The following is a 16892-nucleotide window of genomic DNA, read 5'->3' as shown; positions in this document are numbered from 1 at the left end:
TCAGGTCTCGGAGATGATGCGCGTGGTGCCGACCCAGAGCTCGCGTGCCGGTCCTGGGCCTACGTTGCGGGCGCGATGGGGCAGCGAGGCGGGGAAATGCAGCGTGTCGCCGGCCTTGAGCAGATACTCCTTGCCGTCGATCTCGTAGAGCATCTCGCCCTCAATCAGATAGAGAAAGTCCTCGCCCTGATGGGTCGTGATCTCGGAGGCATAGCCCTGCGGCATGTGGGTGATGCAACCATTGAGCTGGGCGCCCGGGAAGCCCCGTTCGAGCAGTTCGTAGACGCGTTCCTTGGTTTCGACATTGTAGCCGCGGCGTTCGCCGGCATGCGAAACCATCGAATGGGCATGCTCGGGCGGCTGCGACAGGAAGGTGTCGACGCTGGTCCCAAGCGCGTTGGCGACGTTGTAGAGGGAGATCAGCGACGGTGTGGAAATGCCACGCTCGATCTGGCTGATGAAACCTTCGGTCAGGCCGGCCTCGGCGGCCACCTGCTTCATCGTCTTGCCGATCAGCTTGCGGCGCGCGCGCAGCATCTGGCCGAGCGAGATGGCGGCAGGCAGGTCCGGATGCGATGCGTCCGCGTTGGCCGCGCCCGCAGCATCGATATCGAGAGCCATCAATGTGTTTCCGCTTGACTTCATTATTTCGATGAACTTTAGTCCAGCTAAAGTTGGTTGCGCAAGGGCATCACCAAGCCTGACCCGCTTTTGATGGGGAACTGCACAATGCCTTCGCGGCAATACGGACGCAAAGAAAAATGTCCGGGAAAATTGGATAAAATATCCAAACTAGTCGCCGAGGCGTAGCGCCGGCTCAAGCCGGCAGGCCAAGAGGAGAGAAAACATGAAACGTTTGTTGCCGTTCTTGCTGGGTGCAGCGCTGGGATTGAGTGCCGCGACATCCGCATTGGCGATCGAGCGCGGCGGTGCCATGAGCTTCGCCCGTTACGACGACTCGGCCGTGATCGATCCGGTCTGGGCTGACCGCAATCCCGATCTGTGGATGATCACCAGCCTGTATGAAACGCTGCTGCGCAACGGCGCGGATGGCTCGATCGAGCCCGGCCTTGCGGAGAGCTACGAGGTCTCCGGCGACGGCAAGTCGATCTCGCTCAAGCTGCGCGATGGCCTGAAATTCTCCGATGGCTCGGCGATCACCGGCGACGACGTGGTGTTTTCGCTCGACCGCGCCCGCAACCCCGATGGCCCGTGGGCCGGCCTGCTCGGCTCGGTCGAGAAAGTAACGGCCGAGGGCGGCAAGATCACATTGTCGTTGAAGCAGCCCGATCCGACCATCCCCTCGATCCTCGCCACCTTCAACACCGGCATCGTGTCCAAGGTCGCCTTCGAAAAGGCCGCGGGCGCCAACGACCAGGAAAAGGCCAAGGCCTATTTCGACAACAACCCGGTGACCTCAGGGCCCTTCACCATGAAGAGCCGCGTTGCGGGTTCAAGCATGAGCTTTGCCCGCAATCCGAACTACTGGCGCCAAGGTAAAGACGGCAAGTCGCTGCCTTATCTCGACGAGGTCGATTTCGTCGTCATCCCCGATGACGCCACCCGCATCCTCAAGCTGCAGGCCGGCGAAGTGGATGTCGCCGAGTTCATTCCGTTCGCCCGTGTCGGCGAGTTGCGCGGCGACGCCAACCTCAAGATGGAGCTGTTCCCCTCGACCCGCATCATCTACGCGCCGATCAACACCCGCGACACCCGCAAGGACGGCTCGAAGAACCCGCTCGCCGACATCAAGGTGCGCCAGGCGCTGAACTACGCCACCGACAAGAACATGCTGATCAAGCTGGTGACCTTCGACACCGGCAAGCCGATGACCTCGCTGATGTCGGCGGCAACCCAGCTGCATTACGGGCCGGAGCCGCTCTACCCCTACAATCCGGAAAAAGCCAAGCAGCTGCTCGCCGAAGCCGGCATCGATGGCGGCCTCGACATCACCTTCACCACGCTTGCCGGCAGCGCGGACGATGCGACGCTATTCACCGCCCTGCAGCAGATGTGGGCGCCTCTCGGCGTCAACCTGAAGGTAGAGCAGGTCGACAACCCGACACGCGGCGCCAAAAACCGTTCCGGCGAGTTCGACATCCACACCTATGGCTGGGCCAACGACGTCAACGACCCGGCGCAGGTGACCGGCTGGCTCGGCTATTACAAGCAGCGCCAGGCCGTCGGCACCGGCTGGAACAACGCGGAGTTCAACACGCTGTTCGAGGCTTCGAACTCCGAGGTCGACCAAGCCAAGCGCAAGGACGAGTACAAGCGCATGCAGGAAATCTACGCCGAAAACGCGCCGCTGCTCTTCCTCTATGAAACACCCTTCGCCGTCGCCGTATCGAAGTCGATTGAGGACTATGTCCAGACACCACTCGGCGCCAACGACTTCTCGGCAGCATGGCGCGCCAAGTGATCCCAAGATGACCGGTGGATGCCGGGCGGCAGAGGCTGCCCGGTATCCGACACAAGGTTCGGCTCATGCCTTCGATTTCCTACCTTCTGGCGCGGCTGTTGCAGATCATCCCGACCTTTCTGCTGGTCATGGTCTTCATCTTCCTGCTTGTGCGCATGCTGCCCGGCGACCCCGCAATCGCCATGGCCGAAGCCAAGGCGACTGACGCTCAGGTCGAGCAGATCCGCCACAATCTCGGCCTCGACAGGCCCTTGCCGGTGCAGTTCGTCATCTTCGTCAAGAACACGGTGACCGGCGACCTCGGCCGCTCGATCATGCTGAAAGCGCCGGTGACTGAGGTCATCCTCGACCGCCTGCCGACGACGATTTTCCTGGCGCTGTATTCGGTGGTGCTCGCCGTCTTCCTGGCAGGACCGCTCGCGTTCCTTGCCGCAGTGCGTGTCAACAGCGCGACAGACGTCGTCATCCGCAGCGTCTTTCAGATCGGGCTGTCGATGCCGGTGTTCTACATCGGCCTGGTGCTTTTGACAGTGCTGGCGGCGCAGTTGCGCTGGTTTCCCGTCGGCGGTTACGGCACGGGCTTCCTCGACAATCTGCACCACCTGATCCTGCCGGCGCTGAGTGTCGCGCTCTACACCTCGGCGATCATCCTGAGGAACCTGCGCGCGTCTTTGATCGAGGTGCTCGACGCCGATTACGTCCAGTTCGCCCGGTCCAAGGGGCTCTCGACGCGCATCATCATGACCCGTCACGTGTTGCGCAACGCGCTGGTGTCCACCGTAACCCTGCTCGGGCTGTCGATCGGCAATCTGATGAGCGGAACGCTGGTCACCGAGACCGTCTTTGCCATACCAGGCGTTGGCCGGCTGATGCTGGAGGCGATCTTCGCCCGCGACTATCCGCTGATCCAGGGCCTGACGCTGACCTTCGCCGTGCTGGTCTCGGTCGTCTTCCTGCTCACCGATATCGTCCAGTCATTGCTCGACCCGAGGCTTCGCAAGGCATGAGCGCCATCACCCACACCGAGCCGCATAGGCCCAGCCGTTTTCGCGCCTTCATCGGCCGCGCCTTTTCGCGCCCATCCTTCGCCATCGGCTTCACTATCATTGCGTTTTCGATCGCGCTGGCGCTGTTCCCACAGGTATTTGCGCCCTATGACCCGCTCGCCTTCGACATGACGGCGATCCAGCAGGCGCCGAGCGTTGCGCATCCCTTCGGCACCGACAATTTCGGCCGCGATGTGCTGTCGCGCGTAATCTGGGCCTACCGCGTCGACATGCAGATGGCACTTTTCGCGACCATTTTCGCGCTGACCATCGGCGTCACGGTGGGCGCGTTTGTCGGCTATTACGGTGGCATCGCCGATACGATCTTCGGGCGCTGCGTCGATGCCATCATCACCTTTCCGTTCCTGGTGCTGGTGATCGCCATCGTCGCAGTGCTCGGGCCTGGCCTGATCAACATGTACATCGCGATCACCATCGTGAACTGGGTCTACTATGCCCGGCTGACCCGCGCCGAGATCATGACGCAGAAGTCCAGCGACTATGCCGCCGCCGGCCGCGTGCTCGGCTATTCCGACCGCCGCATCATCTTCCGCCATCTTCTGCCCAACGCGATGTCGCCGATCATCGTCTACTGGATGACCGACATGGCGCTGGCCATTCTGCTCGGCTCCTCGCTCGGTTATCTCGGCCTCGGCGCCCAGCCGCCGGCGGCCGAATGGGGCGTGCTGATCTCGGAGGGTCGCAACTTCCTGCTGACCGCCTGGTGGATGAGCCTGATGCCCGGCCTCGCCATCGTGCTTACCGGCCTCGGCTTCAGCCTGCTCGGCGATGCGCTTGCCGACCTGCTTCGACCAAAGGGGCGCTGAGATGGTCAACGACAAGCCGGAAACGGTGCTCGAACTGCGCCATCTCAGGACCGAGTTCGGTTCACGCGAATATCCGCTCGTTGCTGTCGACGACATCTCGTTCGAAGTGAATGCAGGCGAAATCCTCGGTCTGGTTGGCGAGTCCGGTTCGGGCAAGAGCATCACCTTGCGCTCGATCCTCGGCATTGTTCGTCCGCGCGGCCGCGTTGCCGGCGAGATACTCTGGAAGGGCCGCGATCTCGCAGCGCTTGACGAGGCGGCGCTGCGAAAGGTGCGCGGGCGCGAGATCGCGATGATCTTCCAGGAGCCGATGTCGTCGCTCAACCCGCTGCTGACCGTCGGTTTGCAGATATCGGAAAACCTTGTCGCCCATACCGGTCTCGATGCCAAAGCCCGAAGGGCGCGGGCGACCGAACTGCTCGACATGGTCGGCATTCCCGGTGCGCGCGACCGGCTCGGAGATTACCCGCACGAGTTCTCTGGAGGCATGCGCCAGCGCGTGATGATCGCCATCGCCCTTGCCTCGAACCCGCAACTGCTACTGGCTGACGAGCCGACTACCGCGCTCGACGTCACCATCCAGGACCAGATCCTCAGGCTGATCCAGTCGCTGAGCCGCGATCTCGGCATGGCCGTGATCCTCGTCACCCACGATATGGGCGTTGTCGCCCAGACCTGCGACCGCGTGGCGGTGATGTATGGCGGGCGGCTGTGCGAAGTGGGCACGACCAGCCAGGTGATCGCTGACGCACGCCACCCCTATGCCCTCGGGCTATTGCGTTCGATCCCGCGCGACGTGGCGCCACGCACGCCGCTCTACTCGATCCCCGGCGCGCCGCCAGCGCTGAACGCTTTGCCGCCAGGCTGCGCCTTTTCTGCGCGCTGTCCTGTCGCCGGACCGGAATGCCTCGATCTTCGCCCGCCATTTGAAACCGTCGGTCAGTTTCACAAGGTGGCCTGCCACCATCGTTTCGAGGCGCTTGCGCATTTCAATCAACAAGAAGCGGCACAATGAACATGCTGACCGTGGAGCCCGCTGCGCCGCTGCTTTCGATCCGCGACCTGTCGATGCGCTTTTCCAAGAGCCGTTCGCTCTCCGACACATTGGCCGGCAGGCCGCGCCAGATCGTTTCCGCACTCAACGGCGTCGATCTCGACGTGATGCCGGCCGAGACGCTCGGCATCGTAGGCGAGTCCGGTTGCGGCAAGTCGACCTTGGCGCGCTGCATCGCGGGGCTGCATCAGCCGAGCAGCGGCGACATCCGTTTCGAGGGGCAAAGCGTCATCGGCCTCAAGGGCGCAAGCCGGCGCGCCTACAACAGGCGCGTGCAGATGATGTTCCAGGACCCCTACACATCGCTCAACCCGCGCATGACGGTGCGTGACACGCTGCGCGAGGCGATCTCGGTGCACCACATGCGCGAAGGCGCAGCGATCGACCGGCGCATCTACGAGCTGCTCGATCTAGTGCGCCTGCCTGATGGTGCGGCGGACAAGTATCCGCACGAGTTTTCCGGCGGGCAACGCCAGCGCATCGGCATCGCCCGCGCCCTGTCGCTGGAGCCTACCTGCCTAGTGGCCGACGAACTGGTCTCGGCGCTCGACGTTTCGGTGCAGGCGCAGGTGGTCAATCTGCTGCTCGAACTGCAGGACAATCTAGGACTGACAGTGCTGTTCGTCGCGCACGACCTCAGGCTGGTGCGCCATGTTTCGCATCGGGTCGCGGTGATCTATCTCGGTGCCATCGTTGAGGTCGGACCATCAGAGGCGCTGTTTTCGCGGCCGCGCCACCCTTATTCGCAAGCGCTGCTGGCAGCGGCTCCCTCGCTCGACCCGGCCGACCGCAGACGCGCGCCGGCGCTGTCGGGCGAACTGCCGAGCCCGCTCGCCATACCGCCCGGCTGTCCCTTCCATGTGCGCTGTCCGCACGCCGCCGAACGCTGCCGTACCGAAAAGCCGGTGCTGCGGCCTGTTGGCGGCGGCATGGCGGCCTGCCATTTCGCCGAAGCGATTTCCGGCGCTTGAACCCAACAAAAAGGACCAGGAAACAGAATATGACGCCGACGAACAGGATGGGGGCATCCGGCCGGGTTGAAGCGCTGCGCCGCAAGTTCGCAGAGGAAGGGCTCGACGGCTATGTCGTCCCGCGCTTCGACGAGCACCAGGGCGAATATTGCGCGCCGCATGATTGCCGGCTGGCTCATGTCACCGGCTTTACCGGCTCTGCGGGCGTGGCGATCGTCATGGCCGACAAGGCGGCAATCTTCGTCGATGGCCGCTATCAGGTGCAGGTGCGCGACGAGGTCGATCTCGACATCTTCGCCATCGAGCATTTCCACGACGCCCCCTTGAAGCAATGGCTGGCCACAAACGTACGTGCCGGCCAACGCATCGGCTTCAATGCGATGCTGTTGCCGTCGACCTGGGACCAGGATTGCAGCCGCGCAGTCGAGTCCGCCAACGGCGTCTGGGTGGCGACATCAGGCGATCTTGTCGATGCGATCTGGACCGATCAGCCGGAAAAGCCGCTTGGACAGATCATGGCCTTTGGCCGCGAGCACGCCGGTGAAAGCGTTGTCGACAAGAAGCGCCGCATCGCCGAATTGCTGGCAAATGAGGGTGCCGATCTTCTCGTTGAGGCCCAGCCCGACAATATCGCCTGGTTTCTCAACGTGCGCGGCCGCGACGTCGCCTTCAATCCGATGCCGCAGTCTTTCATGATCTTCGACAAAGACGGTCGCACCGAATGGCTGGTCGATCACCGCAAGCTGCCCAACGACCTGTCGGACTTCGAACTTGCCGGCATCGACATGACCGACCCGGCCACGCTCATCGACAAGGTGGGGGTGCTGGCACGGGGGCGAGTTGTGGTTGTCGACCCGGGTTTCGCGCCGTCGGCCGTTGCCCATGCTGTTCAGGCGGCGGGCGGTGAAGTCCGGTTGGCGCGAAGCCCGATCACGCTCGCCAAGATGCTGAAGAACGAAATCGAGCTGCAGGGCTTCCGTGATTGCCATCGCATCGATGGTGCCGCCTGGGTGCGTTTTCTCGCGTGGCTCGACCGCTATGGCGCAACGCGCGAAGCGCAAGGCATGCCAGTCAGCGAACTGGAAGCCGAAGAGCGCATCCTGACCTATCGCCGCGACAGCAGGCTGTTCGTCGAGCCGAGTTTCCGCACGATCTCGGCAGCGGCCGGCAATGCCGCGATGTGCCACTACAACGCCACTGTCGAGAGCAATGCACCAATCACCTCGGCTGGTGTCTACCTGCTCGATTCCGGCGGGCAGTATCTGACCGGTACCACCGACGCGACGCGCACCACCGCCCTAGGCGATGTCAGCCCCGAAATCCGCCGCGCCTACACGGCAGTGCTCAAGGGGCTGATTTCGATGCTGACGTTGAAATTTCCCAAGGGCACCTGCGGCCACCATGTCGATGCCTTCGCCCGCCGTCCGCTATGGGACCTGGGTCTCGACTACGACCATGGCACCGGCCATGGCGTCGGCCACTTCCTGTCGGTGCACGAGCAGCCGCAACGCTTCGACAAGCGCGTCAACGAGATCGAACTCAGTCCCGGCATGGTTACAACCATCGAGCCTGGCTACTACAAATCAGGCGAGTATGGCATCCGCCTTGAAAACCAGGTCGAGGTGGTCGACGCCGGCGATGGTTTCATGACGTTCAAAAGCCTGACGCAGGTGCCGCTTGACCTGAGGCTCGCCGACATGGACCTGCTCACCCCGGTTGAGAGGCATTGGATCGACAGTTACCATCACGATATTGGTTCGACGCTAAGCCCCATATTGGCTGCTGACGATCGCGAATGGCTGCGGCAAAGGTGCGCGCCATCATGCGGCTGATTGGCCGATCGAGCACCACGGTTCGCCACTGATCTGCAACCGCGTTGCCTACGATCATGACTGGACGCTCGACAGCCTGCGGCCGGTGGTCACATGACACGGTCGCGCGCGAACTGGCCGAGCGCGCCGGCATGAATGCGATCAGCCTGGCGAATTCCTATCACGCCGGCCGCTTCCTGCAGCCGCGCGGCCCGCGCCGCAAAGCCTATTTCCCGGAGGACGGAACCATCTATTTCCAGCCCACGGCCAAGCGTTGGGACATAGCTCACGATCCAGCCGAAGGTCGCCGATGTGACCTCGGAAGGCGGCGATGATCCGGCGGCGCGACGGCGGTGGCCTGAAAGTGTCCTGTTTGACCGTGTGCCCCACAACACGCGGCTGGGCATGCCGCACCCAAGCACTGTCACCCGCAATGCTTTCGGCGACCCGAACTACTACAGCCTGTGCCCGTCCAACGCCGACGCCCGCTGTCAGGACGCTGGTGGAACACATCAGCAGGACCAACCGGCCCGACATGATCGAGCTCGAAACCCCCGCCGCACGGCTGGACTGGATCGCCGCAGCCATCGGACGAGAAGCCACCTAGACCCGACGGCCGGGATCCTCTGCCTCTACGAGCAGCTCTCGCAACAGCCGGACGGCGTCCGGCTTCGGCGAAACATTCGGCGAAAGGCAGCACAACCGACGGGTATGAGCCTCGGCATCTGCTACGGGGACGATGTTGAACCCGTCCGCGACAAGGCCCGCCCAGTGCGGGACGAGCGAGTTGCCCATGCCCTTGGCGACGAGGATTGCAATGGTTTCCAGCGCATCCATGTCACAGCGGACTTCCGGAAACAGGCCGCTCCCGTCCATGTAGTCGGCGACGATCCGACCGCCCCACGAAGAAGGGTCATAGCGGATGAAAGGCGCGCTCTGGGCGTGGCCCGCGATTTCCTCCGGCGCAACGCTATCACGTGTCAGATACACCAGCGGCTCTCGCGAAATGCTGGTTGAGCTGACCGCCTTGAGAAGTGCGAATGGCGGCTCGACAAGAACCGCCGCGTCCAGCCTGCCGGCAAGCATCTGCTCGTAGAGCTGCTCAGATGTTCCCGGCGTCAGCCGCAGTTTCAGCAATGGCGCCCGTTCGGCAATGTTGCCCAGCACCGCCGGCATCAGCCCTGTCAGGACGGTTGAAATCGCCCCTACACGCAAGTCGCCGGAAAGCCCGCTAGCGTCCAGATCATCCACAAGCAGCGACGCGTCCCGAATGAGCGCACGGGCGCGTGGCAACATGGAGAGACAACCTTCCGTCGGGCGGGCTGTGTGAGCGCCGCGCACGAGAAGCAGACGCCCCAGGCTTCGCTCCAGGGATTGTATGCGCTGGCTGACGGCAGCGGGCGTCAGGCGTTCCCGCCGTGCGGCGGCAACGATCGATCCCGTCTCGACCACCGCAACCAGGCTCTGCAGAAACCGGATATCCAATAGATTTCCTTAGTCTCAGAGACAATATTAAATAGTTTTCCTTTCATAGCGAATATTTTAGACATCGGTCAAACCCTGGGGAAAATACCGATGAAGTCGCTGTTCCATCTGGCCCTCCATGTCACTGACCTCGACGCGGCACGCGGCTTCTATGGCGGCGTGCTCGGCTGTGTCGAGGGGCGCTCGACCGACAGCTGGGTGGATTTCGACTTCTTCGGCCATCAGCTGTCGCTGCATCTCGGCAAGCCGTTCGAGGTCACCCGCACCGGCAAGGTCGGCGATCACCTTGTGATGATGCCGCATTTCGGCGTCGTGCTGCCTCTCGACACATGGTTCGCGCTCGCCGATCGCCTGAAGCAGGGCGGTATCGCGTTCGATATTCCGCCTGTCATCCGCTTTGAAGGCGAACCCGGCGAACAGCGCACGATGTTCTTCTTCGACCCCTCGGGCAATCCGATCGAAGTCAAGGGCTTCAAGGATTTCGAGAGCGTCTTCGCCGCCTAGGCGGAACGCGATGCAGCTGGCGCATCGCCGCAATCAATGCGCGGCGATGTTGCCTTGCATGCGCAGCAGCATGCCGAACAGGTCGCGTGGCTCGTCGGGATCGGCGATGAGATCGAGCTCGGAATAGAGCCCGGTGGCGGCGAGCTGGACATAGCGCAGCGCCGAAAAGTCCTCGGTAGCAAATCCGACCGAGTCGAACAGGGTGATCTGCTTGCGCGCTGGTGCGACCGGGCGCCTGGTCCGCGATCACCTGCCATAGCTCGGTCACTGGATGGTCGGCATCGAGCTGCTGGATCTCGCCCTCGATCCGCGTCTGCGGCGTGTATTCGACGAGATGCCGGACCGCAGCAGGATGTCCCGGTGCAGCTCGGTCTTGCCGGGGGCAGTCGCCGCCGACGGCGTTGATATGGACGCCGCTGCCCACCATGTTGTCGGTGAGGATTGTCGCATACTGCTTGTCGGCGGTGACGGTGGTGATGATCTCAGCACCTTCCACCGCCTCCTGCACCGAGCCGCAGATGGCGATGTCAAATCCCAGCCCGGCGAGATTGCCGGCGCATCTGTGCGACGCAGTGACATCGATGTCGTAGAGACGCAGCTTCTCGACACCGAGCAGCGCCCGGAACGCCAAAGCCTGGAACTCAGACTGCGCGCCATTGCCGATCAGCGCCATGCAGGAAGCATTCTGCGGGGCAAGGTACTTTGCCGCAACCGCCGAGGTTGCAGCCGTGCGTAGCGCCGTCAGGATGGTCATCTCGCTCAGCAGCATGGGGTAACCGCTGCCAACATCAGACCGCACGCCGAAGGCTGTCACGTCGCCACCGCTCCGATGGACGGTCGAGTGAACCTGTCGCCCAAGGGCCTGGACACGCTCCGAGTGCTGGATGCGCGCACGGTGACTTAGCTCGACCTCACCGGCAGCGGCAATGAAACCGCCGCCCACGTCACCGAGAGCGGCCGCATGACGATGCTGTTTTGCGCCTTCACCGGCGAGGCGATGACGCTCAGGCTCTATGGCAAGGCAGATCTGATCCGCCCCGATCATCCGGAATGGGAGACCATGCTGGCACTGTTCCCTCGACTGCCCGGCACGCGCCAGATCTTCCGGCTCCACGTCGACAGCGTGGCGACATCGTGCGGCTGGAGCATCCCCGTCATCGGCGAGATGCAGGAGCGCAACGAACTGATCGAGTGGGCTGAGACTAAGGGCGAGGACAATCTCGAGGCTTACCGTCTCAGCAACAATTTCGTCAGCATCGACGGTCTGTCGACCGGCTACGTCTCCGACGATTTCTAGGTCGGCATGATGGACGGGATTTCGATCACCTTCGCCGATGGCGAAGTTATGAGCTTTGCACCGACACCTGGCGGTTCGGTGCTGACCTCCGCCGAACAGGCAGGCAATGCCCTGGCCCACAGCTGCCGTGAAGGCACCTGCCGGACCTGCGTGGCGCGCCGCCCCAACGGCGACGAGGTGTTGCTCTGCGTCGAACCGGCGCAGAGCGGTTTCGAGGCCGTGGTTCCCTATCGCCGGGCCGACGTGTCGCCGCCGACGCTGCGCCGCGCCAACATCAACAGCTTCCAGAAGCTGTCGCGCTCGGTCTGGGAAATCAGGTACCGGCTGCAGTTCCCGCTGCCATTCCTGCCTGGCCAGTTCGTCGAAGCGACCTTTCCCGGTATCGACGGTCCCAGGCGCTTCTCGATGGCCAACGGCCCTGCCGAAGCCGAACAAATCCTGCATGTGCGCGACATTCCAGGCGGGGCGATGGCGGATTATCTGGCGACTCGGGCCAAGCCGCAGGATGCGTTCACCGTGCGCGGCCCTTTCGGCATCTTCTATCTGCGCGCCAACCCGAAGCCGAAACTGTTCGTCGCCGGCGGCACCGGACTTGCGCCGATCATCGCCATGCTGCGCGGCATCGATCGGTTATCGTCACCACCGCTTAGCCTTGTACTCGGCTTCGCTGACGAGCAGGACGCATATGGCATCGACCAGCTCAAAGTGCTGGCAAACGACTACCGCTCGAGATCGTGATGACAGCCGATACGGCAAATCCAGGCTGGTCGGGAAAGACAGGAAATCCGGTCGCCGGCATCGGTCATGTCACTGGTGTGCCGCTGCAAGAAGGCACCGAAGCCTATCTTTGCGGACCGCCCGGGATGGTTGGTGCGGCGCGCAAGGCATTGCGCGAGCTTGGCCTGCATCAGGACGACATCTTCAACGAAGAGTTCGTGCATCAGACGCTACCGGCGTGATCAGATAGCGATCGTCGCCGAATAGAGCGCTGCTGTAACGTCCGGATCGTCGGCGTCGGCAACCGCGAGAAGGTCGATGTGATTGGCGGCAAGCTGGGCGTGAATGCCCTCGATCTTGTACGGCCGATCGAGCCGACGGACGAAACGCAGCCGGCCATCATTGCCCACGATACCGATGGCAGCCCCGACACATGTGCCGTCGTTGAAAGCGTCGTCCGTGTCTTCGGCAACCGCACTGAAGACCATGACGCCGCCCGGCAGCGGCGCAGCATCGGTGAAGCACAACGGCACATCGTCGATATGGCCGAGATCGAACCTGCCGATTTTCACCGACCGGAGCGCATCGGCACGACGGCCGGTCACGACATTGACGACCTCAGACAGCCGGTACCGGATCATTGCATTGTCCGCGTGCTGCTTGTTACCGCGCTGGAACAGGCACAGTTCGTCACCGACAACTACGGCGCCTTCGACATTGACCTCGGCGAAGGCGTCGGCGAGCGGAACCAGCATGGCCGACAGGTCAAGGATTCGTGGCGCGCCTGAAATGCGACCCAACGGATCAAGCCCAAGCAGGACACCCAGGCGCCGGTTAGGCCGCGAGCCCGAGCCGACAGCGAGCAGTGCACCATGGTGAAAACCCTCGAAAGCAGGCAGCAACGTCAGTGCTTCGAGGTCGGGCTTTTGCCGCTTGCGCGCGGCTTTCTCCTCCGGCAGCACACCGTCGAACAGCCTGACCAGCCGGCCAGGGCCGGCGTCGGTGGTCGAAAAGACACCAAGATGGAGCTCATCATCGGCAATGACATACATCGTCGAATCGAGGCAGACGAGGCCGCTTGCGGCGCTCAGATGCAATGGCCGCTCAGCACTTGTCGCAGCCGTCAGGGTCAATTCGCGCAGCTTCTTGAGGGCGATCATGCGGTAGTCATACCAGCTTGCGCGCGAATGACTCCTACCTGCCGCAACTTTGTGGCCGCGAGACCGTCATTTCTTTTCAAGATCGATCAGTCCCTCGAGCAGGTCGAGCAGCTGTTCGTAGCGCTCGTGTCCGATGCGGCGCTGGACCTCGTCATAGATGGCGCTGCTCTCGGGTGCGACCTCTGAGATCAGAACCTGCCCCTTGGGTGCAATCGCCAGCATGACGCGGCGCCCGTCACCGTCGACCTTGCCGCGGGTGATTAGCTTGCGCTCCTCCAGCGCTTTGATGATCCGCGTCAGGCTAGGCGCCAGGATCGAGGCTCGCTCGGCAAGTTCCGTCGCGTCGAGCGGGCTCTGCTCGCCCAACACACGGATGACGCGCCATTGCTGCTCCGATACGCCATGCTGGGCGAGTATGGGTCGGAACTGAGCCATCACCACTTCGCGCGCGCGCAGGAGCGACATCGGCAATGAACGTCGGGTGCTTTGCAGCAAAGGCGAACTCCTGATGGCGGACGGCGAATGAGCCGGCATTCCACTTCCCGATAATACCGACGCCGCAACGGATCAACGTTGCACGGCGCCAACCAGCGAAATCTCACGGCACAAGCGTCCTTGACAGCGGTCTGAAAAACTATTTAACATGTTAAATATCAAAACGCCATCTGTGCGGAAAGACGCGCCTTGCCTCACCTCACCCTCGAATATTCGGCCAACCTCGACGGTCGTGTCGATATGCCTGCACTATGCGGAGCGCTGTCGCAGACGATCCTTGACACCGGCCTGTTCGAGCATGGCGCGATCAGGGTGCGGGCGCTGCGTGCCGACGCCTACGCCGTCGCCGACCGCGTGGCCGAAAACGCCTTCATCGACATGAGCTTCAGGATCGGCGCAGGCCGGTCCACCGAGGAAAAGAAACGTGCAGGCGCCGCGATCTTCGCCGCCGCCAATGCGTTTCTCGCCCCACTTTTTGCCAGCCCGCATTTCGCGCTGTCGCTTGAGATTCGTCAGATCGATGCGGAGCTGAGCTGGAAGAACAACGCCATACACCCGCGCCTGCGCAACACGTGACGGAAACCCAAATGTCAGAATTCGAAAACAATCTGCGCAAGGCGCAAGCCTATCTTGAGCGCTTCAGGTCCGGCGGAGTGACCAACCATATCAATGGCGAAGCTGTCGCGGCACTTGATGGCACGACCTTCGAGACCATCTCGCCGGTCGACCTCAAGCCGCTTGCCCGGGTGGCGCATGGCAAGGCCGCCGACATCGACATGGCCGCCAAGGCGGCCAAGGCTGCGTTCCCCGCATGGGCGGCGCAGTCGGGCGATGCCCGCAAGAAGCTGTTGCATGCGATCGCCGATGCCATCGTCAAGCGGGCCGAGGAGATCGCCTTCGTCGAATGCATGGACACCGGCCAGTCGCTGAAATTCATGGCCAAGGCTGCCCTGCGCGGCGCCGAGAACTTCCGCTACTACGCCGACAAGGCACCTGAAGCGCGCGACGGCCGCACGCTGCAGGCGCCCGGCCAGCTGAACATCACCACCCGCGTGCCGATCGGCCCGGTCGGCGTCATCACGCCGTGGAACACGCCGTTCATGCTGTCGACGTGGAAGATCGCACCCGCGCTCGCGGCCGGCTGCACCATCGTTCACAAGCCGGCCGAGTTCTCGCCACTGACCGCGAGGCTGCTTGTCGAGATCGCCGAGGAGGCAGGCCTGCCGAAGGGTGTCTGGAACCTGGTCAACGGCCTCGGCGAAGATGCCGGCAAGGCGCTGACCGAACATCCTGATATCAAGGCGATCGGCTTCGTCGGCGAAAGCCGCACCGGTTCGATGATCATGCGCCAGGGCGCCGACACGCTGAAGCGCGTACATTTCGAACTCGGCGGCAAGAACCCGGTGATCGTGTTCGCCGACGCGGATCTTGAGCGTGCGGCGGATGCGGCAGTGTTCATGATCTACTCGCTCAACGGCGAGCGCTGCACCTCGTCCTCGCGCCTGCTGGTCGAAGCCTCGATCTACGACAAGTTCACCGCCATCGTGGCGGAGAAGGCCAAGCGGATCCGTGTCGGCCATCCGCTTGATCCGCAGACAGTCGTCGGTCCGCTGATCCACCCGATCCATGAGGAAAAGGTGCTGTCCTACATCGAGCTCGCGCGTTCGGAAGGCGCAACCATTGCCGCCGGCGGCAGCAAGGTCGAGGCAGCAGGGGGTGGTTGCTACGTCGCACCGACGCTTTTCACCGGCGCGCGCAACGACATGCGCATCGCCCAGGAAGAGATTTTTGGGCCGGTGCTGACCGCGATCCCGTTCGACAACGAAGCCGAAGCACTGGCAATCGCCAACGACACCCAATATGGCCTCGCCGGATATCTGTGGACTTCGGACGTGACACGCGCCCTGCGCTTCACCGAAGGGCTCGCGGCGGGGATGATCTGGGTCAACTCGGAGAATGTCCGCCACCTGCCGGCGCCGTTCGGCGGTGTAAAAAACTCCGGCATCGGCCGCGATGGCGGCGACTGGTCGTTCGATTTCTGCATGGAAACCAAAAACATCGCCTTCGCCACGACGGCCCACAACATCCAGAAGCTCGGCGGCTGAGCGGGAACAGACATCATGCCATTGCCCACACCCAATCTCTATCCCGCCTTCAACATCGTGCGGCTGAGCCATGTCGAGCTGGCCGTGACGGATCTGGCGAAGTCCCGCGCGTTTTATGTCGACACACTCGGCCTGCAGGTCACCGACGAGACGGCGGACACGATCTACCTGCGCGCCATGGAAGAGCGCGGCCACCATTGCATCGTGCTCAAGCAAAGCGACCGTGCCGAAGCCCGCGACCTCGGTTTCAAGGTGTTCTCCGAAGATGACCTCGACCGCGCCGAGCATTTCTTCAAGGCCAAGGAGCTGCCGGTCGAATGGGTCGAGCGGCCCTACCAGTCGCGCACGTTGCGCACCCGCGACCCGCACGGCATTCCGCTCGAGTTCTATTCCAGGATGGACCGGCTGGCGCCGATCCATCAGAAATACGCGCTCTACAAGGGCGTGAAGCCGCTGCGCATCGACCACTTCAATTGTTTCTCGCCTGACGTCGACCAGTCGGTGGCCTTCTACAACGAACTCGGCTTCCGCGTGACCGAATTCACAGAGGACGCTGAGACCGGCCGCTTGTGGGCGGCGTGGACTCACCGCAAGGGCGGCGTTCATGACATCGCCTTCACCAACGGGCTCGGGCCGCGCCTGCACCACGTCGCCTTCTGGGTGCCGACGCCGCTCAACATCATCGACCTGCTCGATCTGATGGCGACGACAGGCTATGTCGGAAATATCGAGCGCGGTCCTGGGCGCCACGGCATCTCGAATGCCTTCTTCCTCTACATCCGCGACCCCGACGGTCACCGCATCGAGATCTACTGCTCGGACTACCAGACAGTCGATCCCGATCTCGAGCCGATCAAGTGGGACCTCAAGGATCCCCAGCGCCAGACGCTATGGGGCGCCCCTGCCCCGCGCTCGTGGTTCGAGGAAGGCAGCACCTTCGCCGGCACAGAGCCGCGGCCGTCGGCGCTTGCCGCGTCGCCCATTATCGCACCGTGAGC

General features: G+C 63.0%; 18 protein-coding genes and 1 pseudogene. 14 read left to right on the top strand and 5 right to left on the bottom strand.

Going from position 1 to position 16892, the window contains the following annotated elements; genetic code table 11:
- On the bottom strand, positions 1 to 621 hold the full coding sequence (locus tag J1C56_RS15150) for a helix-turn-helix domain-containing protein (RefSeq protein WP_214390874.1): 621 nt from the start codon (positions 619 to 621) through the stop codon (positions 1 to 3).
- Positions 622 to 847: 226 nt separating this feature from the next.
- Here J1C56_RS15150 and J1C56_RS15145 point away from each other — a divergent pair, with 226 nt between their 5' ends.
- From J1C56_RS15145 to J1C56_RS33640, 7 genes and pseudogenes are all read left to right on the top strand, one after another.
- Positions 848 to 2422, top strand: a complete 1575-nt coding sequence (locus J1C56_RS15145; protein ID WP_214390872.1) for an ABC transporter substrate-binding protein — start codon at positions 848 to 850, stop codon at positions 2420 to 2422.
- A 65-nt stretch (positions 2423 to 2487) separates the two neighbouring features.
- Positions 2488 to 3429 (top strand): ABC transporter permease, encoded by a 942-nt coding sequence (locus tag J1C56_RS15140; protein ID WP_214390869.1) that lies wholly within the window; start codon positions 2488 to 2490, stop codon positions 3427 to 3429.
- Positions 3426 to 4295, top strand: a complete 870-nt coding sequence (locus J1C56_RS15135) for an ABC transporter permease (RefSeq protein WP_214390867.1) — start codon at positions 3426 to 3428, stop codon at positions 4293 to 4295. Before J1C56_RS15140 ends, J1C56_RS15135 begins: the two co-directional genes overlap by 4 nt.
- Before the next feature lies 1 nt (position 4296).
- Positions 4297 to 5310, top strand: coding sequence for an ABC transporter ATP-binding protein (locus tag J1C56_RS15130; protein ID WP_246591399.1), 1014 nt, complete (start codon positions 4297 to 4299; stop codon positions 5308 to 5310).
- Positions 5307 to 6320: an ABC transporter ATP-binding protein gene (locus J1C56_RS15125; protein ID WP_246591397.1), complete on the top strand. Its 1014-nt coding sequence runs from the start codon at positions 5307 to 5309 to the stop codon at positions 6318 to 6320. The genes J1C56_RS15130 and J1C56_RS15125 overlap by 4 nt, the downstream gene beginning before the upstream one ends.
- Positions 6321 to 6349: 29 nt before the next feature.
- A complete protein-coding gene (locus tag J1C56_RS15120; protein WP_214390863.1) occupies positions 6350 to 8152 on the top strand; it encodes an aminopeptidase P family protein in 1803 nt (600 codons plus the stop codon).
- A gap of 56 nt (positions 8153 to 8208) precedes the next feature.
- A pseudogene (locus J1C56_RS33640) lies at positions 8209 to 8687 on the top strand (hypothetical protein); the annotation flags it as partial.
- 47 nt (positions 8688 to 8734) lie between these two features.
- On the opposite strand, the gene J1C56_RS15115 reads toward J1C56_RS33640, so the two are convergent.
- The gene (locus tag J1C56_RS15115; protein WP_214390861.1) at positions 8735 to 9616 is read right to left on the bottom strand and encodes a LysR family transcriptional regulator; all 882 of its coding nucleotides are present in this window, start codon (positions 9614 to 9616) and stop codon (positions 8735 to 8737) included.
- Positions 9617 to 9706: 90 nt separating this feature from the next.
- Between J1C56_RS15115 and J1C56_RS15110 the strand changes: the two genes are divergently transcribed.
- Positions 9707 to 10120, top strand: a complete 414-nt coding sequence (locus tag J1C56_RS15110) for a VOC family protein (protein WP_214390859.1) — start codon at positions 9707 to 9709, stop codon at positions 10118 to 10120.
- Here J1C56_RS15110 and J1C56_RS33880 read toward each other — a convergent pair.
- Positions 10089 to 10934 carry a Rossmann-fold NAD(P)-binding domain-containing protein gene (locus J1C56_RS33880; protein WP_476561156.1) on the bottom strand — a complete coding sequence of 282 codons (846 nt, stop codon included), beginning with the start codon at positions 10932 to 10934 and terminating at the stop codon, positions 10089 to 10091. The genes J1C56_RS15110 and J1C56_RS33880 overlap by 32 nt on opposite strands.
- A gap of 147 nt (positions 10935 to 11081) precedes the next feature.
- Between J1C56_RS33880 and J1C56_RS15100 the strand changes: the two genes are divergently transcribed.
- The 3 genes from J1C56_RS15100 to J1C56_RS15090 are packed head-to-tail and all read left to right on the top strand — an operon-like array spanning position 11082 to position 12376.
- Positions 11082 to 11417, top strand: a complete 336-nt coding sequence (locus tag J1C56_RS15100; RefSeq protein ID WP_214390850.1) for a hypothetical protein — start codon at positions 11082 to 11084, stop codon at positions 11415 to 11417.
- Between the two features lie 6 nt (positions 11418 to 11423).
- Positions 11424 to 12155, top strand: a complete 732-nt coding sequence (locus J1C56_RS15095) for a 2Fe-2S iron-sulfur cluster binding domain-containing protein (RefSeq protein WP_214390848.1) — start codon at positions 11424 to 11426, stop codon at positions 12153 to 12155.
- Positions 12155 to 12376, top strand: a complete 222-nt coding sequence (locus tag J1C56_RS15090) for a ferredoxin reductase domain-containing protein (RefSeq protein WP_214390846.1) — start codon at positions 12155 to 12157, stop codon at positions 12374 to 12376. The genes J1C56_RS15095 and J1C56_RS15090 overlap by 1 nt, the downstream gene beginning before the upstream one ends.
- Here J1C56_RS15090 and J1C56_RS15085 read toward each other — a convergent pair whose 3' ends face one another.
- Both J1C56_RS15085 and hpaR read right to left on the bottom strand, forming a co-directional pair.
- Positions 12377 to 13294 carry a DUF6929 family protein gene (locus J1C56_RS15085; protein WP_214390844.1) on the bottom strand — a complete coding sequence of 306 codons (918 nt, stop codon included), beginning with the start codon at positions 13292 to 13294 and terminating at the stop codon, positions 12377 to 12379.
- A 66-nt stretch (positions 13295 to 13360) separates the two neighbouring features.
- Positions 13361 to 13828 (bottom strand): homoprotocatechuate degradation operon regulator HpaR, encoded by a 468-nt coding sequence (hpaR, locus tag J1C56_RS15080; RefSeq protein ID WP_214390842.1) that lies wholly within the window; start codon positions 13826 to 13828, stop codon positions 13361 to 13363.
- A 150-nt stretch (positions 13829 to 13978) separates the two neighbouring features.
- On the opposite strand from hpaR, the gene J1C56_RS15075 reads away from it, so the two are divergent.
- The 3 genes from J1C56_RS15075 to hpaD are packed head-to-tail and all read left to right on the top strand — an operon-like array spanning position 13979 to position 16890.
- Complete coding sequence (locus J1C56_RS15075) at positions 13979 to 14365, top strand: 5-carboxymethyl-2-hydroxymuconate Delta-isomerase (RefSeq protein ID WP_214390840.1); 387 nt, start codon at positions 13979 to 13981, stop codon at positions 14363 to 14365.
- An 11-nt stretch (positions 14366 to 14376) separates the two neighbouring features.
- The gene (hpaE, locus tag J1C56_RS15070; RefSeq protein ID WP_214390838.1) at positions 14377 to 15894 is read left to right on the top strand and encodes a 5-carboxymethyl-2-hydroxymuconate semialdehyde dehydrogenase; all 1518 of its coding nucleotides are present in this window, start codon (positions 14377 to 14379) and stop codon (positions 15892 to 15894) included.
- Positions 15895 to 15909: 15 nt separating this feature from the next.
- Positions 15910 to 16890 (top strand): 3,4-dihydroxyphenylacetate 2,3-dioxygenase, encoded by a 981-nt coding sequence (gene hpaD, locus J1C56_RS15065; protein ID WP_214390829.1) that lies wholly within the window; start codon positions 15910 to 15912, stop codon positions 16888 to 16890.
- Positions 16891 to 16892 lie beyond the last annotated feature (2 nt).

The sequence above is a fragment of the Aminobacter anthyllidis genome (assembly GCF_018555685.1).
GTDB lineage: Bacteria > Pseudomonadota > Alphaproteobacteria > Rhizobiales > Rhizobiaceae > Aminobacter > Aminobacter anthyllidis.
The sequence above is the reverse complement of the archived record's forward strand: the minus strand, read 5'-3'. Positions and strand labels throughout refer to the sequence as shown.